The following is a 25,971-nucleotide window of genomic DNA, read 5'->3' as shown; positions in this document are numbered from 1 at the left end:
CTGTGACCGTGATATAATGATAAAAAACCTTTGAAAGGATGGTGGTTGACTCTATGAAGCTTTTAATCACCTATGATTATGGTCCAGAGGCTGCGGCGAAAATGCGCGCTTTAGGACATGAAGTCGTCTTCATTAAAGAATCAGAGCTTAATGACCAAAGTCATGATCTCAGTGATATTGAGGTGCTGGTGTGCTATAATCCGTTTAAGTCCATTCATCTGGACAAAATGCCTGCGCTGAAGCATATTCTTCTTTCCTCCATTGGTATAGACCAGCTTCCTGCTGAACAAGTCCTCGCCCGTGAAATTGTGGTGACAAATAACCGGGGTGGTTATTCAAAGCCCATGGGGGAGTGGATTGTCTGGAATATACTCAGCGGCCTCAAGAACAGCAGCTGGTTTGAGCTTCAGAAGAAAAAGAAGACCTGGAAGATCACTACAGATGTACTCGAAATGGTGGGAAAGACAATAGGCTTTCTTGGGACAGGGACTATTGCCCAAGAAGCTGCTGTTCGCTTAAGCGGTTTTGAAGCGACGCGTATTGGTCTTAATACCCATGGTACACCTCACGAGGCGTTTGATTATGTTGTCAGTGCCACGGACAAGCTTGAGTTGGCGGCCCGCTGCGACGCAATAGTCATTGCTTTGCCTCAGACACCGCAAACAGAGCGCTTTGTGGATCAAGCATTCCTGGAGCGTATGAAACCAGATGCCATATTGATCAACGTTTCAAGGGGGGCGGTTCTTGACGAAGCGGCGCTGATTCAGGCGCTGTCGCAAGGCCGCCTGAGAAGTGTCCATATCGACGTATTCGAACAAGAACCGCTTCCGGAAACCCATCCTCTGTGGGATATTGAACGTGTCCACATTACACCGCATAATTCCTGGATTTCTGAAATGAGAAATGACAGACGCTTAGCCCTCATCCTCGAAAATCTGAAGCGCCTTGCCGCTGGCGATCCGCTCCTCAATGTAGTCGACGTCAGAAGAGGTTATTAAGAAAGGAAGATAGATATGAAGCTGGTTTTAGATTGTCATGTCCATACTTATGCCAGCGGACATGCATATTCTACTGTCAAAGAGTACATGGAAGCGGCAGTCGAGAAGGGACTCGAGCTTATTGGATTTTCTGACCATGGGCCTGCCATGCCCGGTGGACCTCATCCTTTCCACCATGGCAATCAACAGGTAATCCCCCGGACTTACAAGGGTGTTACTGTCCTGAGAGGCGCAGAGCTCAACATCATAGACTATTCAGGAGGGATCGATCTTGAGGAGCGGTTCCTGAAGCGGCTGGATTATGTTATTGCGGGCTTCCATGACGTTTGTCTGGAGCCTGGGTCTGAGTCCCAAAATACTGAGACCCTCATCAAAGTCATGCAAAATCCGTATGTCGACATCCTGGCACACACGGGTAACCCCCGCTGGCAAATCGATCGTAAAGCTGTTATAGAGGCTGCTGCCGCCACAGGTAAGGTCATTGAGATCAACAATTCTTCTTTCACAAATTTGGGAAGAAAGGGCAGTAAAGATAACTGCTATCAGATTGCAGAACTCGCGGCCCTTCACAATGTAAGAATGATCGCTTCCAGCGATTGCCATATTGCCTTTGATCTTGGAAAGTTTGACTATGCCGCCAAACTTTTTAAAGAGGTTGGGGTTCCAGAGGCGCTGATCATGAATACTTCGACCGTAAAATGGCTGAATTATTTGAAGGGAAAAGGCAGAGTAAAGGATTTGGGTGCGTTGATGGAAGCGTAACCATCGGCGGTGATAGGGGGTGGAAAAATGGATATAAAGAACTCAAGGTTGCCAATAGTGAAGCCTGAATTGAGAAGCATGTCCCTCACCGAGATGATCCAGCTAACAGAGCAGCTTGGGGAAAAGAAATTCAGGGGGAAGCAGCTTTATGCCTGGGTGCACAAAGGCGTGAAAACCTTTGATGAAATGACGGATCTTTCCGGTGCGTTTAAAGAGAAGCTTCAGGAGAAAACTTTGCTGGACAACGTTAGATGTGTTGAAGCGCTCACCTCTGGGAATGACCAAACGACTAAATACCTGTTCAGGCTGAATGACGGCAATGTTATTGAATCTGTCAGAATGGTCTACCGCCACGGTGTGTCAGCCTGTCTGTCAACACAAGTCGGCTGCCGTATGGGGTGCACTTTTTGTGCTTCAACTTTGGATGGCATGGTTCGAAACCTCACTGCCGGAGAAATGCTGGGACAGTTGCTTGAAATCCAGAACTTGGGAGGAACGAGGGTTTCCAGCGTCGTCTTGATGGGCAGCGGAGAGCCGCTTGACAATTTTGAAGAAGTTACGAAGTTTATTGAGCTCGCAAGCTCTGAGGAAGGACTGAAGCTTGGGCAGCGCCATATCACATTATCAACCTGCGGCATAGTGCCTGGCATAGAAGCACTGGCAAAGAAGCATTATCAGATCACGCTCGCAGTGTCCCTGCATAGCGCGGAGAATGCTGTCAGGTCAGAACTTATGCCTGTCAACAAAAAGTATCCCGTCAGCGAAGTCATCAAAGCTTGTGATGCTTATGCCAATGAAACAGGTCGCAGGATTACCTATGAATATGCTCTGATTCGGGGAGAAAACGATCATGAGATGGAAGCGCAAAAACTGGCAAAAGCGCTGAAAGGCAAGCTGTGTCACGTAAATCTGATCCCAATCAATCCAGTGGCAGAGCGCGGCTATAAAGCTGCCGGAGACGCTGCTGTAAGAAAATTCGCAGAGGTTTTGAAACGCGCCGGCATTGAAACGACTATTCGGCGGGAACTGGGGAGCGACATAAACGCAGCCTGCGGACAGCTTCGAAAATCTTATCTGGATGATCCTGAGGAATAAGTTCATGAAGAAGACGAATGGAATTGTCTGAAAATTTTTTTTCGTTCATGAAGGACATCTATGAAGGTAAATCGAATATTATGGGTATACTAACGACTAAGTAACTATCTTCAAATTCAGCTAAACCCAGAGGAGGAGATTGACATGTTCTCACTAATCGCAGGCAATCGTGGCAGCGGGAAGACAAAGACGCTGATTGAGATGGCCAATGAAAGGGCAAAGAGCTCAAACGGAAGCAGTATCTTTATTGATGCTGACAAAAGCCACATGTACGATCTGCCGCACAATGTCCGTTACATCAGCACAATCGAATTGCCACTCAAGACTGCGGAGGAGTTTTTTGGCTTTGTTTGTGGCTTGATGGCGAGTGACTATGATCTTGAAAATCTTTATATTGATGGGATCAAAAAGACAATGAAGGGCACTGAACAGGATATCTATGAAAATGTACAGCGCATTGAAGCATTCGCGGAGGTCAACAATGTCAAAGTTGTCGCGACTATCACCTGTGAAGAAGATGAAATCCCTGAGGCGTTAAAGAAATACATTAAAGCTTAGTTAAAAACGAATACACCCGGCTTTGATTCAGCTCAGCTGAAATCCCAAAAACGGTTGAACCGCCCCTTAAGACTGATCTTAAATGTCAAAAGGGGCGGTTTTTTTGTGCTTGTCAATTAGGATATCATGGTCATGTAGTTAATGCTGTGACTTCATTGAAAAGCAGGTCTGATGTACTACAAAAAGGCTTTTCCCAGAAATTTGCGAATGATCTCCGGATCACTGAAATCATCGATCTCAATCTCGCGCCCATCTTCTTCGAAATGAACGATTATTTTTGTATTTCCACTTTTAAATTTTTTTGCCACGGTATCTTCGCTGATTTCTCTGACTTTATTGTCGTGATGCCTTATTTTTACAAACTCTTTTACAAAATGGCTGCCAGTAAGTCCGATCACTTTAATATAGGTATTCATGGTATTCCCATTCCTTTCTGTGGCACGCTTAGAGGCAATGCCTCAGCGTTTTACAATATTATATGCTAAAACTGAGCTAAAGGGAACTGAAGTACATTATTTCAAAGGTGTCTAAATAATTGGAACCCATAGACAATAAGTTTCAGAAAAATTAAACAGATTAAATAATAATTAAAACACGAGTGGCATAGAGAAAAGTTTGATATAATAAGTATAAGAATTCGTACAAAGAAAAAAATGACTGTAAATCAATAAGGTTACAGCTCTCGAAATGGCTGAATGTCCCGTTATTCAGATTGACAGACATCTATTGGAAGGGGTTAGATATGGTAAACAGAAGAAAAATCATGGTCTGCGTCACTCAGCAGAAATCATGCGAACGTCTCATCAAGCGCGGGGCGGAACTCTGTAAGGCCCAGGATGAATTGCTGGTCGTTCATGTTGTAAAAGAGAATTGGCGTTATTTTGGAAAGCTGAAGGAAGCTGATGCGCTGGAATATCTCTTTGATATATCAAAGGCTTATGACGCTACATTGTCAGTGATAAAGGATATGGACATAGAAAGCGCTTTGACAAAGTTCGCGTATAAAGAACAGGTTGATATAATTGTCATGGGCGAATCCCTTGAATCAACGAAGCAGCAGAATATGATCCATCGTCTGGAGAATAAACTGAACAGGGACTTAATTATTGAAATTGTACCGCTGGAAATCCAAGTGGATCAGGATTTGGCCATATCAGCTTCAATATAATTTTAATGAAGAGCTCTCAATGAGGAGGGCTCTTTTTAGTGCCTTTTGATATTGTGAACCCGAGTCTGAAATATAAGTTCCAGTATTAATTAAAGTCAGTGCGGTGTTTTGCGCTCCTAAAAAGTGGTATGAATAGGATGCCGGTTATTTAGACTGTCTGATCAAAAGGAGGGTACTGAATGAAACGCAAAATGAGTATGCTGTTGATGCTGGTCCTCGTTTTTTCAATGATGGGGTTTGGCTTCGCGGCAGAGGATGACACTGTCGAAATTACAATTTTTCACACCAATGACGCTCACGCAAGGGTAGAATCCAGCGCGTCCGTTGTCGGTTACGCAAAGATCGCAAAACTTGTCAATCAGGAGAAAGCATTAAATCCTAATGTTCTGCTGCTGGACGCAGGAGACGCTACCCATGGCCAGACTATTGCTACGCTGGTCAAAGGGGAAAGTATTGTAGATATTTATAATGCGGTTGGTTATGATGCCATGACTTTAGGCAACCATGACTTTAACTATGGCAAAGAAAGAGTGCTTCAGCTTGAAGAGATGGCCAACTATCCATTCCTCGCAGCTAATGTCATCAACGAGGATGGTACACCGTTCGTTGAACGGTATGTCATCAAAGAAGTAGGTGGGGTTAAAGTGGGTGTCTTTGGACTTGCTACTCCAGAGACTTATTACAAATCCCATCCTGACAATACCAAAGGACTTAAAATCGAAAATCCAATAGAGACGGCAAAAGCAATGGTCGCTGAACTTGAGGGCAAAGCGGATCTCATTGTTGTGCTTTCCCATCTTGGTCTTGAACCAGCTTCAGAATTTACTGACAGAATGATTGCTTATCAGGTTCCCGGTGTTGATTTAATCATTGGCGGGCACAGTCATACGCGTTTTTCAACAGGTATTGTCAACAATGGCGTGACAATTGTTCAAACCGGCGGATATAATGAAAGTCTTGGAAGAATCGACATCACTTGGAGTGGCGGAGAAATTGCGGCAGTTAAGCCTTATCTTATTCCAGCTGCTTCGGTAGCAGATCTCGCAGAAGATGAAACGGTTAAAAATCTGATCACAGAATTGAAAGGTGAACAGGATGTCGTAACTTCAGTGGTGGTAGGATCGACCTCAGTTGAACTTATAGGGGCCCGTGAGCTCGTTCGAACAGGCGAAACAAATCTGGGGAACCTGATTACCCAAGCCATGCTGCACGTTACAGGGGCAGACGTAGCCATTACAAACGGCGGTGGCATAAGGGCTTCTATTGACGTTGGGGATATAACCGTTGGTGAAGTTTCAACAGTATTGCCATTTGGAAATTATATTGTCACGAAATCGATCACAGGAGAAGACCTGCTAAAAGCTATAGAGCACGGCTTGACGGACTATCCTAACCAAATGGGTGCGTTTCCGCATCTTGCGGGCATAAGAGTTCAGTTTGACCCGTCAAAAGAAGTAGGTAAGCGGGTTGTGACTGCAATGATCGACGGCAAGGCCATTGATCCTGCCAAGAGTTATTTGGTCGCCACAAACGACTTCATGGCTGCTGGTGGTGATGACTATCAAATGTTCAAGACTTATCCGGAAGCTGGTTTATTCATGGCTCTGGATGAAGCGTTGGTCAAATACATTAAAGAGGTCGGTGTGGGCAGCGCAGCAGTGGACGGCAGAATTAAGGTCTATGACGGACCAGCAATTGAGACTCCAACGACGCCAGTACCTGCAGAGCCTGCAGCTCCAACTCCAGTTCCAGTTCCAGAAGGTCAGGCAACAGCCTATACGGTTGTTTCAGGGGATACGCTTTCCCATATTGCACTGAAGCACAACACGACCTGGCAAAAGTTGGCTGAGTACAACAAGCTCAGCAATCCGAATCTTATTCTTCCAGGTCAAGTAATCCTTATACCGGCTATGTAATTTGTAAAATGTATTATGGACTATAAATAATTTTGGTGGGGGCCTGACTTTTAGTCAGGCCTTCTTTTTCGTGCAGTTGCTTATACCGTTGTGTGAAAAAGCCATTTTCGGGGTATCAACGGAGTGAAGTCAAGAAGCGAGGTGAGTCTTATGAAGAAAGAGCTAAATAAAATTGTGCCCCCCTTAATAGCTGCATTGCTGCTGCTCTTTATTTCAAGTGATCAGATTCTCGGATTTATTGCTAACTATCAATGGTTTAAAATGCTGGGCTATACCCAGACCTTTTTCGTAGAAATTAAAACAAAAATGATTATGTGGATTCCTTTATCCATAGCTTTGGCAGTTGCCCTTTCTCTTTACTTCCTGAAAATATTCGAAAAATATATAAAACTGGGTCAGATTTTCATTTCGAAGCCAGAGACGGCAAAATCAAGAACAGCTTTGGTTTTGGCATCAACAGGATTGGGGCTATTTTTATCCTGGGTGGCTACGAATGAGCTTTGGCTGAAGGTGTTGTTCTTCCTGAACAGAACCGAATTTGGCGTGTCAGACCCTATTTTTAACAATGATGCAGCCTTTTATATTTTTTCCAAACCTTTAATGGAAAATTTGATGAGTCTTGGCATTTTTATTACGCTGGTCATCATAATTGCAACCCTTGTATTTTATTCTTTGGTATTCAAAAAATATCCACCTTCTGAAGGAACTGTTTACTACTTGGATCGTACTGTAGGGATTCCAAACGTCATCGGCTTTTTTAAAAAGGATATTCTGCGAAATGCAGTCAAACGGATCGCGACTTTAGGTGCAATCTTCTTCGTCCTGCTTGGGTTGTTTTTTTTAATCATGACCTATGATCTCGTTTACTCTCCAAGGGGGGCCGCGTTTGGCGCGAGTTACACGGATGTTGCCGTAACACTGAAAGGTTATATTGCGTTGGCGATTACGTCGTTTATATCCGCAGTTCTATTTTTTGTTGGGTTAATCAAAGAAAAAAGGCGTTTGATACTTGCGGGTCCCGCCGCGATTGTCTTTATTGGACTGCTGACCTCTGTCATTGCCTTTGGTGTTCAGAGGTTGATTGTTGAGCCAGATGAAATTTCAAAAGAACAGCCCTATATTGAATACAATATAGCTTTTACTCAAAAAAGTTTTCAACTGGATAACGTAGAGTCCAGGGAGTTTCCAGTTGATCAAGAGTTAACAGCACAGGATTTAAAGGATAACGAAGCCACGATCAGGAATATACGCATCAATGACGAGACACCGCTTCTTCAAACCTTCAATCAGCTGCAGAGCCTGAGGCTTTATTATCAATTCAGCAACATCAGCATGGACCGCTATACTATAGACGGTCAATACAGGCAAATATTTTTAGCGCCAAGAGAGCTGAACGTTGACAAACTGACAGAGAAGGCGAAAACGTGGATCAATTTGCATCTCAAATACACTCATGGCTACGGTGTTGTCGTTGCGCCTGTCAATGAAGTTACTCCAGAAGGCCAGCCAAAGTTGATGGTGAAGAACATTCCGCCAACGACAGAGACAGATTTAAAACTCCTCAGGCCGGAAATCTATTTTGGCCTGATGACAGATCAGTACATTATAACGGGGACGGATGAAGATGAATTCGATTATCCGAGCGGCTCGGATAACACTGAAACCAGGTATCAGGGTAAAGATGGCATTTCACTGAAAGGTTTGAACAGGTTACTCTACGCGGTGACACAGCGCAGTATGAGGCTGCTGTTTTCAGATAATATAACCAGTGAGAGCAAAATTCATCACACCCGTGATGTCATAGACCGCGCGGCTAAAATTGCGCCATTCTTAGTCTATGAGCATGATCCGTATTTGGTCATGAACCAGGAGGATGGGAAGCTCTATTGGATCGTGGATGCCTATACAGCGACTGCGGATTTTCCTTATTCTCAGCGTTATGGTTTCAAAGGGTACATTGTCAATTATGTGAGAAATTCTGTTAAAATTGTTGTAGATGCCTATGAAGGGACAATTGACTATTATGTTTATGATGAAAATGACCCTATGGTTAAAACTTATCAGAAGATCTATAAAGATTTATTCAAACCTGTAAGTGAGTTTCCAGATGGCCTTAAGGCACATATCAAATATCCTCGAGATCTCTTCGATCTCCAGGCGGAGGTCTACAGGCTGTATCACATCACAAATCCTGTTGTCTTTTATAATGGTGAAGATGCCTGGGATATCGCGAATGAAAAATATTTGGATCAGATTCAAGAAGCCAAGTCCAATTATGTCATGTTCAAGCTGCCGGAAGAACAGAAAGAAGAGTTCGCTCTGATTTTGCCATATACGCCTAGAGAAAAGGCAAACATGACAAGTCTTTTGGTTGCTCGCAATGACGGTGAGAACTATGGAAAACTCTATGTCTATCGTTTCCCTAAGGACAAGACCATTGATGGACCAATGATGATTGAGTCGAGAATAGACCAGGATTCCACAATTTCGCCTCAGTTTACGTTATGGGGTCAAGAGGGGTCTAACGTGCTTCGGGGAAATGTTATCGTTGTGCCTGTCAACAATTCTTTGTTGTACATTGAGCCAATTTTTATACAGGCTGATAATGTGAACAGTTTGCCTGAAACCAAGCGTGTTATTGTAGGTTACAGGGATAAGGTTGTTATGGAGCAGACGCTGGAGATGGCGCTTGAGCGAATATTTGGTCCGGAAAGCGCGTTGCCTGGTGAACTGCCTTCAGAGAGTGATCAGCCAAGCCTTGAGGGCGACAATTTGGAGGCTGTGCTGGATCGCGTTAAATCCGTCTATGATGAGCTGTCTCGTTCACTCGCAGAAATTCAAAGATTAATTCAGCAACTCGAGACACAAAGAAGCAGTGAAGGGACGGCGACTGAAGAAGCTGGAACGCCTGATGCAGGTGAAACGCCATAACGGATAAATAATGAACTGAAAATTGGTTTTGAAGTTAGACCAGGGAGAGCGGTAATGGAATTACTGCCTCCCTGGTTTATATGAGCACAGATGATATTTTAATGTGTTCTTGTTCTCGCCAGGATAGTGTATAATATTATGGGTGTGATTTCTGGTGGAGGTGCGTCCTGATGAGTCATCTGTTGATTTTCGACATTGACGGCACGCTGATGTCTTGCGGCGGAAGCGGCAGAAAGTCAATGAATGATGCTTTTTATGAAGTTTTTAATATTGAAAATGGCTTTGAAAAAGTTAATATGGCGGGTTGTCTTGACAGGGCAATCCTCAGGTCTTCCCTAAGCATCCACAAGGTGACACTGGAGGATGAGGCCGTCTTTTTCAGCTTATATGGTCATTATTTGAAGAAGAATCTAAAAATTAATCCAAACGTAATGGTCTATGCTGGCGTAGAAGCGCTTTTAGATGAGGTATCCTCGCGAAAGGATATCTTGTGCGCTGTTGGTACTGGGAACTGTGAAATTGGGGCTTACGAAAAATTAAGAGCCGTCGGACTTCATGACCGGTTTATTCTGGGTGGCTATGGAGATCATCATGACAACAGGCCTCAGTTGATTCAGCACGTTATCGAACAGGCCAAGCACCGTTTTGGACATGAGCATAGAGGTTCCAATACAATAGTCATTGGAGACACACCGCTGGATATAGAAAGTGGTAAAGCGGCTGGTGCAATGACTGTGGCTGTGGCAACAGGCAGCTGTTCAGAAGCGGAGCTGCGGCTGCATGCGCCGGATCTGCTGTTGAACAATCTGTCAGAAACAAAAGAATTTCTTTTGCAGATTGGTCTTGGAAGCTGATATTGCATTCAGGAGGTGTCACCATGGAACATAAAGTAAGAGAATGGAAACAAGTCATGATCCCTTATGAGCAAGCCGTTGAAGAGCTCAAGGTTAAATTTAAAGCCATCAGAAAAGAATACCGGGATATGAACGAGTATTCGCCTATCGAGTTTATTACAGGCAGGGTCAAACGCATTTCAAGTATTCTTGAGAAATGTAAGCGTTACAACATACCAGAGGAAAATATTGATGAAATGGAAGACATAGCAGGGATCAGGGTTATGTGTCAATTTATTGACGACATCTATAAAGTCGTTGATTTGATTCGTGCAAGAGACGGCAAAGATCTGAGTATTGTTTATGAAAAGGATTATATTGGAAATCCAAAAGACAGCGGCTACAAAAGCTATCATATTATTATCAGATATCCGGTGCAAACCGCTTTTGGAACAAAGGAAGTACTGGCGGAGCTCCAAATCAGGACTCTGGCCATGAATTTTTGGGCGACAATTGAACATTCTCTAAACTACAAGTATCAGGACAAGCTGCCTTTGGATATCAAAGAGAGATTGAAAAAGACGGCAGATGCGGCTTCAATGCTCGATCTTGAAATGAGTGATATCCGCAATGAAATTATACGTGCTCAGCTCATGTTTGAGCAAAAATCAAATTTGGTCAGCGATATCATGGAGAATTTGGAAGTCCTGATCTCGCTTGGAAGAAAAGCAGAGGCCTTCGAATTTCAGGAAAGATTTGACCTATTATGGGAAAATAGCAGTGAACAAGAACTTGAAGAGCTGTTGCACGAAATTAAACTGACACTTCCGCGATACAAAATGTTTGAAAATGCTGATCGTGATCATGCAGCGGGGACGTCGAATGTTTAGCAACGCTTTCAATTCGCCCTGCAAATTAATTGAATGTCACGGGGTGATTTTGTGGCGCTTTATGCCATTGGAGACACGCACTTAAGTTTGTCTGTAGAAAAACCTATGGATGTTTTTGGTGGTGCGTGGACGGATTATGTAGAAAAAATTAAAACAAACTGGACGAGTACAGTCAAGCCTGAGGATGTCATTATTTTGGCAGGGGATATTTCGTGGGCAATGCGTCTCGAAGAGGCGGATGAGGATTTTGCGTTCCTGGATCGTTTGCCGGGACAAAAGATTGTGTTAAAGGGAAACCATGATTACTGGTGGGCTTCTCTAAAAAAAATGCAGGCACGCTGGCCTAATTTTAAATTTCTATATAATAACTATCAGGTTTATTCGGAGAGCGCCATTTGTGGCACAAGAGGCTGGCTTTGCCCGGGAAGCAGTGGCTTTACAGCAAAAGATGATGTCGTTTATCAGAGAGAGCTCCTCAGATTGGAAAACAGCTTAAAACAGGCGAAACTGGATGGCTACAGAAAATTAATTGGTGTCATGCATTATGCGCCTACAAATGAAAAACTGGAACCGAGCGGCTTTACAGAGCTCTTTGAGCGCTACGGTGTTGAAAAAGTTGTCTTCGGTCATCTGCATACTGAGTTTGGCTTTAAGGCAGGGCTGTCAGGATGCTTGAATGGTGTTGAATATCAACTGGTCTCGGCGGATTATAGAAAATTCGTCCCACTTTGCCTTGAATCAGAATAACAAGGAGATTTAATGAGAAGCACAAATGAACATAACAACAGCACTGTTGCTGACTTTCTTGAAAGCTTTTTTACGCATAGGACATTGCTGATTCGAAGATTGGCATCAGGAGAGATTACCAAGAGATTTTACTTGGAGCAGTGCCATGACTATTTTGAAGTAAGGGCGCTTAAGCCCTTCAGGCTACCTATAAAAACATTTGAAGAAGGCATGATGAATTATCAATATCATAATACTTATGCAAAATATTACAAAATGCTTATGGATGAAAGCTATACAGCGACTTATGCTGAAATTAAAGCTTATGAAAAGAAGATGGATGAGCATTATCTTTTGAAAGACCAGGCAACTTTGGCACTTCTGGAAATTGTCTCATACAAAAATGTTGAAGCTTATTATTTGGAAATGCGCTCTGAACGTTTGACGGGAAAGCTTTTTGAAATAGTTTTTACGGATCGACCTCTGGCTATTCTACATTCCATGGATGTTAGAATTCAGCGAAAGCTGACACTTCAGGGCTGTTTTGCTGAAGATGCAAAAAAATCACTGATTGATGATTATGTAAATACAAAATATTAAGTAAACTCTAAATTTCAAAATTGAAAAAATGTGTAAGAACTCTACTTTTGGTTATCTATACAATAGGAGTCGAAAGAGGAGGTATTAATATGATCAATGTTCCTGTATTTGAACCTGGAGAATTTCTCACTATCCAAAAAATTGTCACAGAGGATGATACTGCTGTACATTATGGTTCAGGTGCCCTTGACACATTGCTGGCAACCCCTAGTCTCGTAGCACTGATGATAGAGGCAGCAACGAGGCTGGTTGACAGCCGGCTTCCAGAAGGCTATGTTTCCGTGGGCAAGTCGCTGTCAATCACACACGAAAAACCTACTGTCCTTGGCGAAACGGTGACAATCAAAGTTTCTGTAGTCAATCAGGAAAGCAATTATATTCAACTTGAGATGGAAGCTTTTGACGAAGAAGGCGTTATAGGACACGGTAAGCTTGATCGGTTTGTTGTCAACAAGACAAGACTTATGGAAAAAGCTGCAGAAGAAGCGGTTTCAAATCAAATTGGTGTCAATGTCTGATTCGACTCCCACAGTTTATTAAGCATAGACCTTAGCCTTCCACCTCTTTTCAGGTGGAAGGCTTTTTCGGTCTTCATGAACAGTCGCATCAATTTCGTTGGACGATCCATTTGTTGACTAAACGGCCTAATGACTGGGTAAACATGAAGAGAAGCTCTGTAGAGGGTTCAACTGGAGTAAATGAGGAGGGACCAGAGTGAAAATTGAAACAACGAATTTTCTAGTCGAAGAAGGTCAAAAGATTCAACTTAAGGATTGGCCAACTAAAGTCAAGGCTTTTTATGACTCAAAAAAAGATTATAAAGAGCAGCTGAAAGCATATAAAAAAAATATGACGGAAGATCAAAATATGTTTTATGCTCATGACAGATATTCGCTCCTTTTAATTTTTCAAGCCATGGATGCGGCGGGAAAAGATGGCGCGATTAAACACGTCATGTCCGGAATCAACCCTCAAGGCTGTCAGGTTTTCAGCTTTAAACAGCCCAGTGCGGAGGAGCTGGACCACGATTTCTTATGGCGGACCACATGTCGATTGCCTGAACGCGGTAGAATTGGAATTTTTAACCGATCTTATTACGAAGAGGTGCTGGTGGCTAAGGTGCATCCGGAAATTTTAGTGCCACAAAAACTGCCAAAAGAAATTGAGAATGGACATGGCTTATGGGATAAAAGATATGAGTCCATAGTTGATTTTGAAAGACATCTCGTCAGAAATGGGACAAGGGTTATAAAGTTTTTCCTTCACGTTTCACCGGAAGAACAGGCGCAAAGATTTCTGGACAGGATTGAAGAGCCTGAAAAGAACTGGAAGATGAGTCTTGGAGATATTGAAGAACGGAAATATTGGAATGACTACATGAAGGCTTATGAAGACTGCCTGGCGTCGACCAGCAAAAAAAATGCGCCTTGGTTCATTATACCGGCGGATGATAAAAAGAATGCGCGTTTGATCATTTCTCAAATAATACTTGAAGCATTTGATGAAATGGAGCTTCGTTATCCAGAAGTCTCAGACAGTCATAGAGAAGAACTGATGAAAATCAAGAGCGAGCTTGAGGCGGAATTGCAGCAAGCTCAGTTTAAGAAAGCATAAATAACCTGAAGTGAAAGCTAAAAGAGAGGTAAAGGTGGAAATATGTCAAGAATTTCAATGGAGGCACTCTATACTGTCGCAAAGGACACATTGATCAGGCGTGGCGTAAAACTTGAAGATATTGCAATATTAGTCATGCATCTTCAAAAAAAATATAATGATGATCTGACCTTGGACGACTGCATAGAGAGTGTTGATGCCGTGCTGAACAAAAGGGAAGTCGCGCATGCGATTATTACAGGGGTTGCACTGGACGAGCTCGCTGAGAAAAGACTTCTGCCTGAGCCCCTTCAGCAGATCGTTGAATCAGATGAACCGTTATATGGGATTGACGAGATCCTGCCACTGTCAATATCTAATCTGTATGGAACTATAGGACTTACCAATTATGGTTATTTGGATAAAGAAAAAATAGGCATTATTAAAGAGTTGGACGAGATGAAAGGCACCCGTGTCCATACTTTTATGGATGATTTGGCAGCCGCGATCGCAGCCGCAGCTGCCAGCAGGATTGCCCATTCAGAATAGGAGGCTTTTGAGGGCGCTCTGCTTCATGCGCAAAGAGCCCGCTGCAGGTGCTGTTCTGATGGCGGGTTTTGCGTTATAATGTAGAGTAAGTAACTCAGACAGCTTCGAAGAATCGATGCTATGAAAGGGCTTAAGCATGAAGAAAAATCAAATCGTTAATTTGACAATTGAAGAAATGGAAAATCTGCAGGAGGGTATTGGATACATTGATCAAAAGCCTGTTTATGTAAAAGGTGCTTTGAAAGGTCAAAAGGTTGAAGTTAGAATTTCGCGCAACAGAAAACTTCACGCAGAAGGAAAGCTTTTGAGTGTCCTCGAAAAGTCAGAAGTTGAAAAAGCATCATTCTGCAGTCATTATGGCGAATGTGGCGGGTGTTCGCTTCAGACGCTGCCCTATGACACTCAGGTTGAAATGAAAAAGGACTGGATAGGAGGACTTCTTGAAGCGTCGCTCTCCCCAGAGGTTTTTGAAAGCATTGACTTCACCGGAGTCCTTCCAAGTCCAAAACGGCTGGCTTATAGGAACAAGATGGAATTCACTTTTGGAAATGCAGTCAAAGGGGGAGAAACCAATCTTGGACTTCACAAGAAAGGTCAATTTGGCTCTGTCATAACGACGAATCAATGTCAGATTTGTGACAGCGACTTTACGGATATTCTGGAGGCTGCGCTAAATCTCTTTAAGAGACTTGGGGTGGATCATTACAGTAAGTTTAGCCACGAGGGCGTGTTAAGGCACCTCGTCGTACGCAAGGGTGAGAAAACAGGAGAAATTTTAGTTGCCCTGTCTGCTGTGGGCGCAAGACCAGAGGACTTGAAAGTGTTTGTTGATGTGCTGCTCGGGCTGGAGCTTCAAGATGAGATCGTTGGAATTCTGTACGTTGAAAACCCCGGCAAAGCGGATGCGGTTAACGGAGAGCCGGTTGTTTTGTTTGGACGGGACCATTATTTTGATGAGATCTTGGGTTTGAAATTTCGAGTTTCCTTATATTCATTTTTCCAAACCAACACTTTAGGTGCCGAGCGCTTGTATCAAACCGCGTTTGATGGGTTGGAGGATATTCAGGGTAAATATGTTTTCGACTTATTCAGTGGAACGGGAACAATAGCTCAGCTATTAGCTCAGCGTGCAGAACGTGTCGTGGGCGTCGAAATTGTTGCGGACGCTGTTGAAGCAGCTATCGCGAATGCCGCGGAGAATCAGTTGTCCCGCTGTGAATTCCGCGTTGGGGATGTGCTCGAAATATTGGATCATTATGAAGGCCATAAACCTGATGTCATAGTGGTGGACCCACCTCGGATGGGAATTGCTCCAAAAGCTCTTGAAAAAATAATCGCCTTTGGGGCACCTGAAATACTATATATCTCTTGCAATCCAAAAACGCTTGTGGAAAATCTGTCTGTAATGTCTCAATCAGGATATCAGCCTGTCAAAGTGACGGGTGTTGATATGTTTCCACATACTGGTCATTGCGAAACCATTTGCTGGCTCAAACGTCGGGGAGGAAATATGGAATGAACACTGTCATTGAAGCAATTTTAAACCGAAGGAGCATCAGAAAATATTCGGAGGCGCCTGTTCGGCAAGAAATCCTGAGTCAGATCATTGAAGCAGGTCAATATGCTCCAAGTGGTATGAATGCTCAAAGCTGGCACTTCAGTGTAATCCAGAACCGAGAGAAGCTTGAGGCGCTGGAAGAGACTGTTTATAATGCGCTGAACAGATCAGAGGACCCCTATCTGAAGAAAATGGGCGCTCTTTCAGATTTTAATTATTTTTATGGCGCGCCAGTGCTGGTAATTATCAGCAACGCTGCGAATTCAATTTCTTTGTCTCCGGTTTCTGACGCTGCGCTCGCAGCAGGGAATATGATGCTGGCTGCGCATGCCCTGGGTTTGGGGAGCTGCTGGGTCCATGTTTTGACGCGTCTGAGGGAGGAGCCTGAGGTAAGGGAAGCTATGAGTGCGCTTGGGGTTCCCAAGGGAAATGTCGTTTGCTCAGCTTTGTCTATTGGTTATCCGGAAGGCCCATTGCCAAAGGCTATGGACCGTCGTGAAGGTACGGTGAATTATGTTTTCTAATGGAAAACTTATTATAGGATTACCAACAATTTGAGGAGGTGATGGCAATGTATCAGAAAACCTACAAGGATGAAGTCGCAGAAAAACTGGCCAAGTCGCTGACCGCTCAGACGCCGGAACTTATTCCATATTTGCCGGAGCTGCTGGTGGATATATGGGACCTTGGTTCATCGCCGGAGGACATGAGAGCATTGATTGAGGCGTATTTGCCATCTCCGCACAAACTTCAGATGATCGATATGGGGTGCGCGAAAGGCGCGGCGCCGGTTTATCTTGCCCGCACATTGGGCTGTCATGTCAAGGGCATTGATATTATCCCAGAGTTTATAGACGCGGCCGAAAAACATGCACAGGCAAACGATGTCGAAGCACTCTGTGAATTTGCCGTTGGTGACATAAATGAAGCGGTTCTGACTGAAAGAAATTACGACGTCGCGATTCTGGATGCCATTATGGACGTTTTGGGAACGCCAGCAGAGACAATCCGAATGATTCGGCATGTCATCAAAGAAAGCGGTTATTTGTTGATCAATGATGCTTATAAAATCAACGAAGAAAATAATGCAGCAGGCGTTGAAACGCTGAAGATGTCAGAAGTCGCAGGTTCTAAGTGCGGTTCGGCTAAGAAATCCATTGACGAGATCCCTGAGTTTCCGCCTGAGGTGTTGGAAGCACCTTATTTAACTTACGAAGAGTGGCTGGCGCTTTTCAGGGCAGAGGGGCTGGAGGTCGTAGCAACTATTGTTACGGAAGGCAAAGCGCTTTTTGCCTTCAATGAAGCGCAGAAAGAGCTTATTCGAGGTCGCGCGGAGGAGCTTATGCAGAAGCATCCGGAAAAGAAAGCGCTCTTTGAAGCGTTTATTAAGGCGCAGGAGGGCAACCAAGTGGCGCCAGATGTACCACTCCAAGGGATTACCTGGCTGGTGAGAAAGATTCAGTTTGTACCATCGAGGTATCGCTGAAGCCCATAATTTAAGGGATGATGTTATGAAAGACGCGGCTTTCACAGGCGAGAATTCATGTTTAACGCAAGTGATTGAAAACTGGGTTTTCGAGGGCTGGCACAAGAGGAATCCAATCTGTCTGCAGACTATTGCGGAAGAGCTTTTTCATGTTCGCACAGTAGCGTCGTTGATGGCCTTATTGGCTCCTGGCCGTGGATTGGATCCACAAATAGCAGAGATCATTGGTTTGCTGCATGATGCAGGCCGACTAAGGCCAAATGGCAGCCTGGTGCATCACGCTGAAACCGGGGCTGTGTCTGTCGCTGCCTTTCTTAATGAAAACAAGCTGCTGCCAAAAGAGTTGCATTCATGCGTTGTCAGCGCTGTCCGGCATCATTCTTCCAAAGGTAAAGATCACGGGCCATATGATGAGCTTCTAAAAGATGCAGATGTCTTTCACCGCTTCCTTGAGGGTGATCCAGTCCTTCTGAAGCCTTCGTGGGGCCTGCGTGCCTCTAAAGTCATAGATGAGCTTAAGTCTTTAACTTTGAAAAACGCTGGCCATCCTTTGATGCTCTCATCCAAGGATGGTACAATCCGCCAAGGGTACTTGAGGGCCGTGTCACAGGCAAGTGCTTGGGTTGCGCTTCATCAGGACCGCATGTTGGATCAGGTGCTGGTTCATGACATCAGAGTTTATATAAGGCAGATCAAAGCGATTCAGTATCTTTTTAAGCCTCTGATCAAAGCCAAGGATTATCGAAGGATCCAGAATCATTTGACGGAAGTCCTGCACATCTTTGAAACTGCCAGGGAACACGCGGTTGAGCTGGAGGCTTTGAAGGTCTATACGTCTCAGCTCATTCCACAAAGCAACAAAGGCGGCAGCCAGGGTGAGAAGGATGACAAACATCTGAATTGGGCAGCTGCACGGAAGGTTTATCTGGAACAATGGGCAGGGGACAACGCTTTACGTGAACTTGGAAATGGTTGGATTAAGCCGCTCGAAGAATGCTTTCTGGTCATGAAAAAGGCGAAGCTTAAGAAGGCCAGCGCGAAAGCACCTCTCGACGTCTTTGTGATGAAGCGATTACACCGTCTCATGGACCGCTGGTTAAGTGACTTTGGAAGGTGCGATTTTGAGGATGAGGGTTCAGTTCATAGGAGCCGGATTGCCGTCAAAAAAATAAGGTATGTGCTTAGGGCATCGAGCGGCCTTGTAGAACAAGAGCCACATGCGTTATTAAAAGTTCTTGAAGCTTATCAGACGCTGGCTGGTGCTCTTCATGACGTGGCGGTTTCCAAAGCGCTTATGGATAAGGCGGGCAAGGAGATGGCAACAGGGTTTGCGGGCGCGTTGAGTGACTTGGATGACGCTCAGGAAGCCTATCTCGCATTTCGAAACCTGCAAGGGGATGATCTGCGTGAAGCGCTCGCTGAAGTTCACAGCCATCTCGCTGCAGAAATTTCGAAGTACCTTTCTGAGGGATGTAAACAGAAATAGAGACTGTTTCTGCTGAGCTACAGGGGTTCAAAGACTTTGGTCAAGCGCCAATAGATGAAAATTAAATGAGACCGCTTGTCATAAGCGGTCTCATTCCTTGCAATGACTTTAGTTGTCTTGCAGCAAAGCTTGGTTGGCTGCACCGTATCTCTGTAACGGATAGCTTCACTATTTCTTAAATCAGGCCTTGAAGGAAGTAGAGAACAGGCAGCACCAAAATCAGCATTCCAGTACAAAAAAGCCAGATGGAATTTGCCATATCTGCATCCAGTCCATAAAGCTGTGGAGGAATCAGAGAATGAAAGGCTGGCGGCATGGAAGACATAATCAGGATGACTTTCACGACCAGTCCATCCTGTAGGTCATTCAGCCCTATGGCGAAGGAAAGGATCATTGCAATTGCCGGAACGGCGGCAAATTTTACGCCTGAAATCGCGATACATTCTTTAAGATAAAGTCTGACAGCACTGAATTTTAACCGGTAGCCTATAGAAGTCACTAACAAAAAGGACGAAAATGGAATGATAGCTGCGCTCATGGGTGAAAAAAACGCTGGGCGATGCATGCCGGAAAAGTTCAGGATCAGACCGGCTGAGATACTGGTGATATAAATCTGAAATACGGGATCCTTCAGAATGCGCAGGAGTGGTGATTGCTCATGGTCTTTCTCAGAAGCTTTACCGTGCAGCTTAGCGATTGGATAGCCAACCAACAGATAAAGGAATTCCTCCAGCAAACGATACATTGAGGCTAAGGCGTAGCTGGCTTCTCCCAGAAAGATAAAGCAAAAGAGACTTCCAAAGCTTCCGAGGTTTGAGAACGCGCCAGAACAAAAGAATGCGCCGGTTTGATATTTTGAGTGGCCCATAACTCTTGAGACCACATAAGCGAGGCCACCTCCAGAAATGATGGCGGCAGCGCCAATAAGCGGAAGCGCGGCATAGCGAAGGTCGTCCAGCCGGACGACCCAGAAAGCACCAAAGGTCACTATGGGGTTTAAACCAAACATTGCAAACAGCTGCATCTTTTTGACAGTGGTTTCAGCGTGTGCAAGATAGTGTGAAGCTTTGGCGTCCTCCCACCCGGCTGTTTTGTTTAGAAGCAGACGTTTTGCGATTTGGCCCGTTAAAAGACCTAAAAAGATAATGCTGATGGAAAGCAGGAATTTATTCATGAAGCAGATCTCGTTTCGCAGGAAAATTTTAGCGTGTTTGAATATTTGGGCAATTGAACGACCTCTTTCTATAAGTTCGGGAGAAGATCAATACCAGAAGATCAATGTCCGGGGAATGCTCTAATTGACGCCTTATTCTATTTTAGAAATAAAAACGTATAAAAGCAACCTTTTGGGAATCATTCATAGGATTTGCTGAAAAGCTTTCGTAGGTATGGAGTGACTTTAAATGAGACTAAATGTTTTTATCAGCAGTACGGGAATATGCTCCAGAAGGGAAGCCGACCGCCTTATCCTTGAAGGAAAAGTGAAAGTCAACGGCGTGCTTGCCGGCGTGGGCACACAGGTAAGCGAAGAAGACCACGTTGAGGTAGAAGGCCGGCATATCAAGAAACGCGTTCCAAACGTCTATATAGCCCTGAATAAACCAGTGGGGATCACGTGTACTACTGAGAGACATATCAAAGGAAACATTATTGATTTTGTCAATCACCCTTACAGGATCTTTCCGGTGGGGAGATTGGACAAAGATTCAGAAGGGCTGATCATCTTAACCAATGACGGCGGGATCGTTAATGAGGTGCTCAGGGAAGAAAATGCCCATGAAAAAGAGTATCTTGTTCAAGTCAATCGTCCTGTGACACCGGAGTTTGTTAAAGCCATGTCTAACGGGATTAGGATTTACAATCCTGTCAGAAAACAGCATACCAAAACAAAGCCCTGCAAAGTTGTCAGGGTCTCTGAATATGGCTTTCGTATAGTTTTGTCTCAGGGACTGAACCGGCAGATTAGGAGGATGTGTGAAGCCATGGGTTACGAGGTGATCAAGCTGAAACGCACCCGAATCATGTCGCTGCGCCTTGGGGACCTACGCGTTGGACAATGGCGCCCGCTGACTAAGGAAGAAATTGCCGAGCTCAGGCATGGGCAGCTATCAGCCCCTGGGGCAACGAAGTCAGATGCAGCGAAACACAAGGGAGGCAGGAAAAAGTGAGAATGCCCGCATTATTCATAGGCCACGGATCGCCTATGAATGCAATAGAAGACAACGCATTTACAAAAGGCTGGCGCCATATAGCCGGAACCTTGCCGCGTCCCACTGTCATACTTTCTGTTTCCGCGCATTGGTATACCCGGGGCACTAGAATCAGCAGCGAGCCAGCGCCCAGAACGATTCATGACATGTATGGATTTCCGGCAGCGCTTTATCAAATTGTCTATGACGCGCCAGGCGCCCCTGATACCAGCGATAAAATAAGGAAAATGATTCCAGTTCCGGTTGTGGAAGACAACAGCTGGGGACTGGATCACGGGACTTGGTCAGTGCTTCATGTCATGTATCCTGAGCGTGACATTCCAGTGCTTCAGCTCAGCATAGATGCAAATACAGCCCCGGAAAATCACCTTAAAATAGGGCGCGCTTTGTCCCGCCTCAGAGATGAAGGGGTTATGATCCTGGGCAGTGGCAATGTCGTCCATAATCTCAGGCGCGTTCGTATGGACATGCCAAATGGCTTTGATTGGGCCTATGAATTTGATGGTTACATTCGAAGTCATATTGAAGAGGGGCAGTTGGATGCGGTGTTGAACCACAAAATGGCGGGGCCATGTGCTGAATTGGCATTTGAAACCCGTGAACATTACGATCCGTTGCTCTACGTCCTTGGCGCGAGCAGGGAGGACGACGAGCTGACGGTTTTTAACGAGGCGTGCGTCATGGGATCCGTCTCTATGACAAGCTACGTTTTTCAAAAACAACAAAGTAGAGGTTAAAGTTTAGTTTTGGATTTTTCTTGAAGTTTGCCTTACAAAGGAGAGTGAATTCCTTGCGTGTGTTTCTAAAGCCAGGCACAAGCCCTATTTGGGTGAGGTGCTTAGCGTTGCTTGTGGCTATGGTGAGTTTTCAACTGACTGTTTCATCAGCGCCTGGCTCTGTATTCGCGAATAGCGCAGCACCCCGAATTCTTCCTGACCGTAGCCAAGTGGTATTCCAGGAAAATCCAGGGGTTGAGCTGATTCGTGAAACCATCACAATGGAATGGAATCCTGTGACGCTGAGTGCTGCGATAACAGTACTGTACACCTTTGAAAATCCAGCTGAAGAAAATAAGACCTTGAACCTTTGGTTCATGAGCGGCAACTATGAAGCTCAGAGCTTTAAAGTATCCCAAGCTGGGGAAACACTTCCTTTTGTTGATATACCCGCTGAAAAATATCAGTTGACCAATTGGCATTTCGATCCTTCCCCAACTTTTGAGACGCCGTATAATAAGCCACTCGAGGATCAAATAACCTACTATGGCGATACGGGAAGCCCGGCAAGAATTACCGAATGGGTTCTGACATTAGGCCCTCGGGAAACGACAGAAGTCGAGGTGGCTTATGAAGCAGTGAGTGGCTATCTCAACGACTCGGATTATTTCACGCCGTACAGGACCTTGTTTTATGCGCTGTCACCAGCCAGTTTCTTTGATGGGGACGCCGTACTTGACCTGGAACTTAAAGTGCCTGAAAACTGGGAGGCTGATGCCAACTTGCCGCTGGAGTCCGCGGGCGGCGGTCGTTACTTATTGAAGGATTATGTCATAAGCAGCGAGGATTTTTACTTGAGTTTGATCGACAAAGATCAGCTTCTGCTGGGTCTAAATTCCAGAGCAATATTGTTCCAGTGGACCTGGCCTCTTGCTGCAGTGGGTTTTGCAGTAGCCCTCATGATGCGCAGGAGAAAAAAAGCAGCGGTTGCACTTGTTGTTGCCAGTCTGGCGGTTTTGGGACTCAATATTATCAAACCTTCCTATGGCATGGCCTTCATGATGATCTTTTTTTTGCCGATAGTCGTGGTCCTGCTCATAATCCTCGCCGCCGCACTCTATTTATACAGACGGAGGAAGACGCGTTCTGATGGCCATCCTTCTGAACCGTCATAAACCATAGAATTAGGAGCGCTGAAAGGTATGAACCGAGAAAAAAGAAAAACACATTGTTTTATTGACTATGAAAATGTTCACGAGTCTGGCTTTGAAGGCGTCGAAGCCTTGGGGGTTGGAGATGCTGTCACTATTTTCATCAGCAGCGTTTCTCATAAAATAAGTTTGGTTGTACTTGATACCTTGCTTCGCAAGAATTGCGAACTGAATATCATTCACACCATAGGCACCGGGAAAAACAATCTCGATTTTCAGCTGATCGCTGAAGTAGGCTATCAGATAGGCCGGCAAGCAAATGAGAAACTGGCGCCGCGGTTTGTGATCATCAGTAAGGACCGTGGTTATGAAAACGTCGTGACTGTTTTTTCAAAGCGGGGCGTTGAAATTTCTCAATTCGAAACTATAGCAAAGATTGGCCAGCTTATTGAAAACTGTGAGGAAAGCTTAAAGGAGACGCACAATAGTCCTGAGTGGGAATACGCTGAGTCTGTCATAAAGAGTCTTGAAGGTTTAAAATTGACGGAGGCTGAACTTTCGAAAATTGACAGGATTTTCAGGGAAGCACATACTCTGGCAATCTTGCACGACCGTTTGGCAAAGTCTTTTGGGAAAAGAGGCAACCATCAGATTTACAGCAAGCTCAAGGCACTTCACAAGCAGTATCAGAAGACGCTGCCTGTCATAGAGACTGCGTGTGATGAGGCACCAGATACTGCTGATCTACAGGCAGATTTAACGCCAGAGGCTGTGTTAGAAGCGCCAAGTCCAGCTGTGTTACCAAAGGAAAGCGACCAATCCGAAGTGGTTGAAACCGAAAAAGCAACAGCAGAGGTGAAGAAGAAACCACGCGGACGCAGGAAAAAGCCGGCGGAAGAGAAGCATAAAGCTGACGCAGAAGAGAATGCGGCAGAGCCAAAATTGCCTGCAGAAGAACAAGCGGCTGAGGTTGGGGCGGAGAACGTGGGGAATCCAGAGGTTGCTGCAGAGACAGACAAGCCTGTTGAAAAGAAAAAGCGACGGCCGGGCAGACCGAGAAAGAAGAACGGATCTTCAAAGTCAGCATCAGAAACAAACGTTCAAGCTGGAGAAGAAGCTTCGGAAGCAGAAAAGACAGAGGTCAATTGACCGAAGTTGGAAAAATAGGTAAAATGCTTATAAGGTGTCGTTTATAACATCATTAAGGCGCAATTGTTAAATTGTGCCAGGGGGAGGCTGCAGCTTGAAAGTCGATAAACTGGCTATGTTGACGGATTTCTATGAGTTAACTATGGGAAATGGTTATATGCTGTCGGGAAAAATGGATCAAATTGTTTGCTTTGATATGTTTTTCAGGAAAGTGCCGGATGATGGCGGGTTTGCCATCATGGCGGGACTGGATCAGATCATTCGGTATCTCAGAGATTTGAAATTTGAAAAAGAGGACATTGATTTTCTGAGACAGAAGGCAGATTTTGACGAACAATTCTATAATTATCTTGAAAATTTCAAGTTTTCCTGTGATGTATGGGCAATGCCTGAAGGCACACCAATATTTCCGAATGAGCCAATATTTGTTGTGACGGGACCGGTCATCCAAGCGCAGCTGATAGAGACGGTCGTTTTATTAACCTTAAATCATCAGTGCTTGATTGCCACCAAGGCTAACAGGATCGTCAGAGCGGCTCTCGGAAGGTCCGTAATGGAATTTGGATCCAGACGTGCACATGGCTATGATGGTGCAGTTTTGGGCGCAAGGGCAGCCTTTATAGGCGGATGTATTGGCACCTCTTGTACAGTTGTCGAACAGACTTTTGGCATCCCCGCTATGGGAACTATGGCTCACAGCTGGGTACAGATGTTTGACTCGGAGTACGAAGCTTTTAAAACCTACGCGGAGGTCTATCCAGACAGTTGTACCTTGCTTGTGGATACTTACAATGTTTTGAAATCTGGTGTGCCTAATGCCATCAAAGTATTTAATGAAGTAGTCATACCCAGGGGGTTCAGACCAAAAGGGATTCGCATAGACAGTGGCGATATCACCTATTTGTCAAAGGAATCCCGCAAAATGCTGGATGAAGCAGGCTTTCAAGACTGCAAAATAGTAGCCTCAAATTCATTGGATGAATATATTATCAGGGACATTATCATTCAAGGCGCCATGGTGGACACTTTTGGAGTAGGTGAACGCTTGATTACCTCGAAATCAGAGCCGGTTTTTGGAGGTGTCTATAAGCTTTCAGCGATCAAGAAGGATGACGTCTGGATTCCAAAGATGAAGCTCAGTGAAAATATTTCAAAAACCACAATACCGGGCTTCAAGCAGGTATGGCGGTTGTTTGACCGCACGACCGGCAAAGCGATTTCAGATTTGATCACACACAAAGACGAGGTAGTAGATGATTCTGGTTCGTATACTATTTTTGATCCTGAGCAGACCTGGAAACAAAAGACTATTGAAAATTTCACAGCGAAGCCGCTATTGATCCCTATTTTCAACAAAGGTGTCTTAGTCTATGAATCGCCGTCTTTACATGAGATTCAAGCCTTCTGTAAAGCGCAGATCAGTACGCTGTGGGAGGAAGTTCTGAGATTTGAGAATCCGCATAGTTATTATGTAGACTTGTCTCAAAAGCTGTGGGATTGCAGAGATCACCTGAGAAAAAGCATGAGTGGCGCATAAAAAAAGTGGGGAGAGGATACCTTTAAAAGGAACCTCTTCCCACTTTCTTTATTTAAAAG

General features: G+C 44.6%; 25 protein-coding genes. 23 read left to right on the top strand and 2 right to left on the bottom strand.

The window, feature by feature from the left end; translation table 11 throughout:
* Nucleotides 1-53: 53 nt before the first annotated feature.
* From BLP63_RS13160 to BLP63_RS13145, 4 genes are all read left to right on the top strand, one after another.
* Nucleotides 54-998: an NAD(P)-dependent oxidoreductase gene (locus BLP63_RS13160; protein WP_092592345.1), complete on the top strand. Its 945-nt coding sequence runs from the start codon at nt 54-56 to the stop codon at nt 996-998.
* Nucleotides 999-1,013: 15 nt separating this feature from the next.
* Nucleotides 1,014-1,760: a phosphatase gene (locus BLP63_RS13155; protein WP_092592343.1), complete on the top strand. Its 747-nt coding sequence runs from the start codon at nt 1,014-1,016 to the stop codon at nt 1,758-1,760.
* A gap of 27 nt (nt 1,761-1,787) precedes the next feature.
* The gene (rlmN, locus tag BLP63_RS13150; protein ID WP_092592341.1) at nt 1,788-2,855 is read left to right on the top strand and encodes a 23S rRNA (adenine(2503)-C(2))-methyltransferase RlmN; all 1,068 of its coding nucleotides are present in this window, start codon (nt 1,788-1,790) and stop codon (nt 2,853-2,855) included.
* Nucleotides 2,856-2,999: 144 nt separating this feature from the next.
* The gene (locus BLP63_RS13145) at nt 3,000-3,413 is read left to right on the top strand and encodes an ATP-binding protein (protein WP_092592339.1); all 414 of its coding nucleotides are present in this window, start codon (nt 3,000-3,002) and stop codon (nt 3,411-3,413) included.
* 176 nt (nt 3,414-3,589) lie between these two features.
* On the opposite strand, the gene BLP63_RS13140 is transcribed toward BLP63_RS13145, so the two are convergent.
* The gene (locus BLP63_RS13140) at nt 3,590-3,829 is read right to left on the bottom strand and encodes a hypothetical protein (RefSeq protein ID WP_092592337.1); all 240 of its coding nucleotides are present in this window, start codon (nt 3,827-3,829) and stop codon (nt 3,590-3,592) included.
* 326 nt (nt 3,830-4,155) lie between these two features.
* Here BLP63_RS13140 and BLP63_RS13135 point away from each other — a divergent pair, with 326 nt between their 5' ends.
* From BLP63_RS13135 to BLP63_RS13070, 14 genes are all read left to right on the top strand, one after another.
* Entirely contained in the window at nt 4,156-4,581 is a 426-nt protein-coding gene (locus BLP63_RS13135; protein ID WP_092592335.1) for a universal stress protein, read from the top strand.
* A gap of 179 nt (nt 4,582-4,760) precedes the next feature.
* Entirely contained in the window at nt 4,761-6,497 is a 1,737-nt protein-coding gene (locus BLP63_RS13130; RefSeq protein WP_092592333.1) for a 5'-nucleotidase C-terminal domain-containing protein, read from the top strand.
* 150 nt (nt 6,498-6,647) lie between these two features.
* The gene (locus tag BLP63_RS13125; protein WP_092592331.1) at nt 6,648-9,428 is read left to right on the top strand and encodes a UPF0182 family membrane protein; all 2,781 of its coding nucleotides are present in this window, start codon (nt 6,648-6,650) and stop codon (nt 9,426-9,428) included.
* Between the two features lie 170 nt (nt 9,429-9,598).
* Nucleotides 9,599-10,282 carry an HAD family hydrolase gene (locus tag BLP63_RS13120; protein WP_092592329.1) on the top strand — a complete coding sequence of 228 codons (684 nt, stop codon included), beginning with the start codon at nt 9,599-9,601 and terminating at the stop codon, nt 10,280-10,282.
* Nucleotides 10,283-10,305: 23 nt separating this feature from the next.
* Complete coding sequence (locus BLP63_RS13115) at nt 10,306-11,151, top strand: GTP pyrophosphokinase (protein ID WP_092592327.1); 846 nt, start codon at nt 10,306-10,308, stop codon at nt 11,149-11,151.
* Nucleotides 11,152-11,202: 51 nt separating this feature from the next.
* A complete protein-coding gene (locus BLP63_RS13110; RefSeq protein ID WP_092592325.1) occupies nt 11,203-11,898 on the top strand; it encodes a metallophosphoesterase in 696 nt (231 codons plus the stop codon).
* 12 nt (nt 11,899-11,910) lie between these two features.
* Nucleotides 11,911-12,477, top strand: coding sequence for a DUF6648 family protein (locus BLP63_RS13105; RefSeq protein WP_092592323.1), 567 nt, complete (start codon nt 11,911-11,913; stop codon nt 12,475-12,477).
* Nucleotides 12,478-12,566: 89 nt separating this feature from the next.
* A complete protein-coding gene (locus tag BLP63_RS13100; RefSeq protein ID WP_092592321.1) occupies nt 12,567-12,995 on the top strand; it encodes a thioesterase family protein in 429 nt (142 codons plus the stop codon).
* 196 nt (nt 12,996-13,191) lie between these two features.
* Nucleotides 13,192-14,091, top strand: a complete 900-nt coding sequence (locus BLP63_RS13095) for an ADP-polyphosphate phosphotransferase (RefSeq protein ID WP_092592319.1) — start codon at nt 13,192-13,194, stop codon at nt 14,089-14,091.
* Between the two features lie 42 nt (nt 14,092-14,133).
* Nucleotides 14,134-14,619 (top strand): phosphatidylglycerophosphatase A family protein, encoded by a 486-nt coding sequence (locus tag BLP63_RS13090; protein ID WP_092592318.1) that lies wholly within the window; start codon nt 14,134-14,136, stop codon nt 14,617-14,619.
* 136 nt (nt 14,620-14,755) lie between these two features.
* Complete coding sequence (gene rlmD / locus BLP63_RS13085; protein ID WP_092592316.1) at nt 14,756-16,138, top strand: 23S rRNA (uracil(1939)-C(5))-methyltransferase RlmD; 1,383 nt, start codon at nt 14,756-14,758, stop codon at nt 16,136-16,138.
* A complete protein-coding gene (locus BLP63_RS13080) occupies nt 16,135-16,701 on the top strand; it encodes a nitroreductase family protein (protein ID WP_092592314.1) in 567 nt (188 codons plus the stop codon). The genes rlmD and BLP63_RS13080 overlap by 4 nt, the downstream gene beginning before the upstream one ends.
* A 47-nt stretch (nt 16,702-16,748) precedes the next feature.
* Nucleotides 16,749-17,663 (top strand): class I SAM-dependent methyltransferase, encoded by a 915-nt coding sequence (locus BLP63_RS13075; protein ID WP_170829453.1) that lies wholly within the window; start codon nt 16,749-16,751, stop codon nt 17,661-17,663.
* Nucleotides 17,664-17,688: 25 nt separating this feature from the next.
* A complete protein-coding gene (locus BLP63_RS13070) occupies nt 17,689-19,149 on the top strand; it encodes a CHAD domain-containing protein (protein WP_092592310.1) in 1,461 nt (486 codons plus the stop codon).
* Nucleotides 19,150-19,324: 175 nt separating this feature from the next.
* Here the strand turns inward: BLP63_RS13070 and BLP63_RS13065 are convergent, their stop codons facing one another.
* Entirely contained in the window at nt 19,325-20,323 is a 999-nt protein-coding gene (locus BLP63_RS13065) for an AEC family transporter (protein ID WP_092592308.1), read from the bottom strand.
* Between the two features lie 229 nt (nt 20,324-20,552).
* Between BLP63_RS13065 and BLP63_RS13060 the strand changes: the two genes are divergently transcribed.
* From BLP63_RS13060 to BLP63_RS13040, 5 genes are all read left to right on the top strand, one after another.
* Nucleotides 20,553-21,317 carry a pseudouridine synthase gene (locus BLP63_RS13060; RefSeq protein WP_092592306.1) on the top strand — a complete coding sequence of 255 codons (765 nt, stop codon included), beginning with the start codon at nt 20,553-20,555 and terminating at the stop codon, nt 21,315-21,317.
* A gap of 2 nt (nt 21,318-21,319) precedes the next feature.
* Complete coding sequence (gene ygiD / locus BLP63_RS13055) at nt 21,320-22,096, top strand: 4,5-DOPA-extradiol-dioxygenase (RefSeq protein WP_092592405.1); 777 nt, start codon at nt 21,320-21,322, stop codon at nt 22,094-22,096.
* A gap of 53 nt (nt 22,097-22,149) precedes the next feature.
* On the top strand, nt 22,150-23,250 hold the full coding sequence (locus BLP63_RS13050; RefSeq protein ID WP_139159835.1) for a hypothetical protein: 1,101 nt from the start codon (nt 22,150-22,152) through the stop codon (nt 23,248-23,250).
* A gap of 27 nt (nt 23,251-23,277) precedes the next feature.
* Entirely contained in the window at nt 23,278-24,375 is a 1,098-nt protein-coding gene (locus BLP63_RS13045) for a PIN domain-containing protein (RefSeq protein ID WP_092592302.1), read from the top strand.
* A gap of 94 nt (nt 24,376-24,469) precedes the next feature.
* Entirely contained in the window at nt 24,470-25,912 is a 1,443-nt protein-coding gene (locus BLP63_RS13040) for a nicotinate phosphoribosyltransferase (RefSeq protein ID WP_330387162.1), read from the top strand.
* The last annotated feature ends 59 nt before the right edge of the window (nt 25,913-25,971 follow it).

It is taken from the genome of Acidaminobacter hydrogenoformans DSM 2784, from assembly GCF_900103005.1.
In the GTDB taxonomy this organism is placed as follows: Bacteria; Bacillota; Clostridia; order Peptostreptococcales; family Acidaminobacteraceae; genus Acidaminobacter; species Acidaminobacter hydrogenoformans.
This window is presented reverse-complemented; position numbering and strand designations above follow the sequence as displayed.

Bases quoted from the DNA above. Each gene is read 5' to 3' on its own strand.
- BLP63_RS13160 (WP_092592345.1), top strand. From the start codon at position 54: ATGAAGCTTTTAATCACCTATGATTATGGTCCAGAGGCTGCGGCGAAA.
- BLP63_RS13155 (WP_092592343.1), top strand. From the start codon at position 1,014: ATGAAGCTGGTTTTAGATTGTCATGTCCATACTTATGCCAGCGGACAT.
- rlmN (WP_092592341.1), top strand. From the start codon at position 1,788: ATGGATATAAAGAACTCAAGGTTGCCAATAGTGAAGCCTGAATTGAGA.
- BLP63_RS13145 (WP_092592339.1), top strand. From the start codon at position 3,000: ATGTTCTCACTAATCGCAGGCAATCGTGGCAGCGGGAAGACAAAGACG.
- BLP63_RS13140 (WP_092592337.1), bottom strand. From the start codon at position 3,829: ATGAATACCTATATTAAAGTGATCGGACTTACTGGCAGCCATTTTGTA.
- BLP63_RS13135 (WP_092592335.1), top strand. From the start codon at position 4,156: ATGGTAAACAGAAGAAAAATCATGGTCTGCGTCACTCAGCAGAAATCA.
- BLP63_RS13130 (WP_092592333.1), top strand. From the start codon at position 4,761: ATGAAACGCAAAATGAGTATGCTGTTGATGCTGGTCCTCGTTTTTTCA.
- BLP63_RS13125 (WP_092592331.1), top strand. From the start codon at position 6,648: ATGAAGAAAGAGCTAAATAAAATTGTGCCCCCCTTAATAGCTGCATTG.
- BLP63_RS13120 (WP_092592329.1), top strand. From the start codon at position 9,599: ATGAGTCATCTGTTGATTTTCGACATTGACGGCACGCTGATGTCTTGC.
- BLP63_RS13115 (WP_092592327.1), top strand. From the start codon at position 10,306: ATGGAACATAAAGTAAGAGAATGGAAACAAGTCATGATCCCTTATGAG.
- BLP63_RS13105 (WP_092592323.1), top strand. From the start codon at position 11,911: ATGAGAAGCACAAATGAACATAACAACAGCACTGTTGCTGACTTTCTT.
- BLP63_RS13100 (WP_092592321.1), top strand. From the start codon at position 12,567: ATGATCAATGTTCCTGTATTTGAACCTGGAGAATTTCTCACTATCCAA.
- BLP63_RS13090 (WP_092592318.1), top strand. From the start codon at position 14,134: ATGTCAAGAATTTCAATGGAGGCACTCTATACTGTCGCAAAGGACACA.
- rlmD (WP_092592316.1), top strand. From the start codon at position 14,756: ATGAAGAAAAATCAAATCGTTAATTTGACAATTGAAGAAATGGAAAAT.
- BLP63_RS13080 (WP_092592314.1), top strand. From the start codon at position 16,135: ATGAACACTGTCATTGAAGCAATTTTAAACCGAAGGAGCATCAGAAAA.
- BLP63_RS13075 (WP_170829453.1), top strand. From the start codon at position 16,749: ATGTATCAGAAAACCTACAAGGATGAAGTCGCAGAAAAACTGGCCAAG.
- BLP63_RS13070 (WP_092592310.1), top strand. From the start codon at position 17,689: ATGAAAGACGCGGCTTTCACAGGCGAGAATTCATGTTTAACGCAAGTG.
- BLP63_RS13065 (WP_092592308.1), bottom strand. From the start codon at position 20,323: ATGAATAAATTCCTGCTTTCCATCAGCATTATCTTTTTAGGTCTTTTA.
- BLP63_RS13060 (WP_092592306.1), top strand. From the start codon at position 20,553: ATGAGACTAAATGTTTTTATCAGCAGTACGGGAATATGCTCCAGAAGG.
- ygiD (WP_092592405.1), top strand. From the start codon at position 21,320: ATGCCCGCATTATTCATAGGCCACGGATCGCCTATGAATGCAATAGAA.
- BLP63_RS13045 (WP_092592302.1), top strand. From the start codon at position 23,278: ATGAACCGAGAAAAAAGAAAAACACATTGTTTTATTGACTATGAAAAT.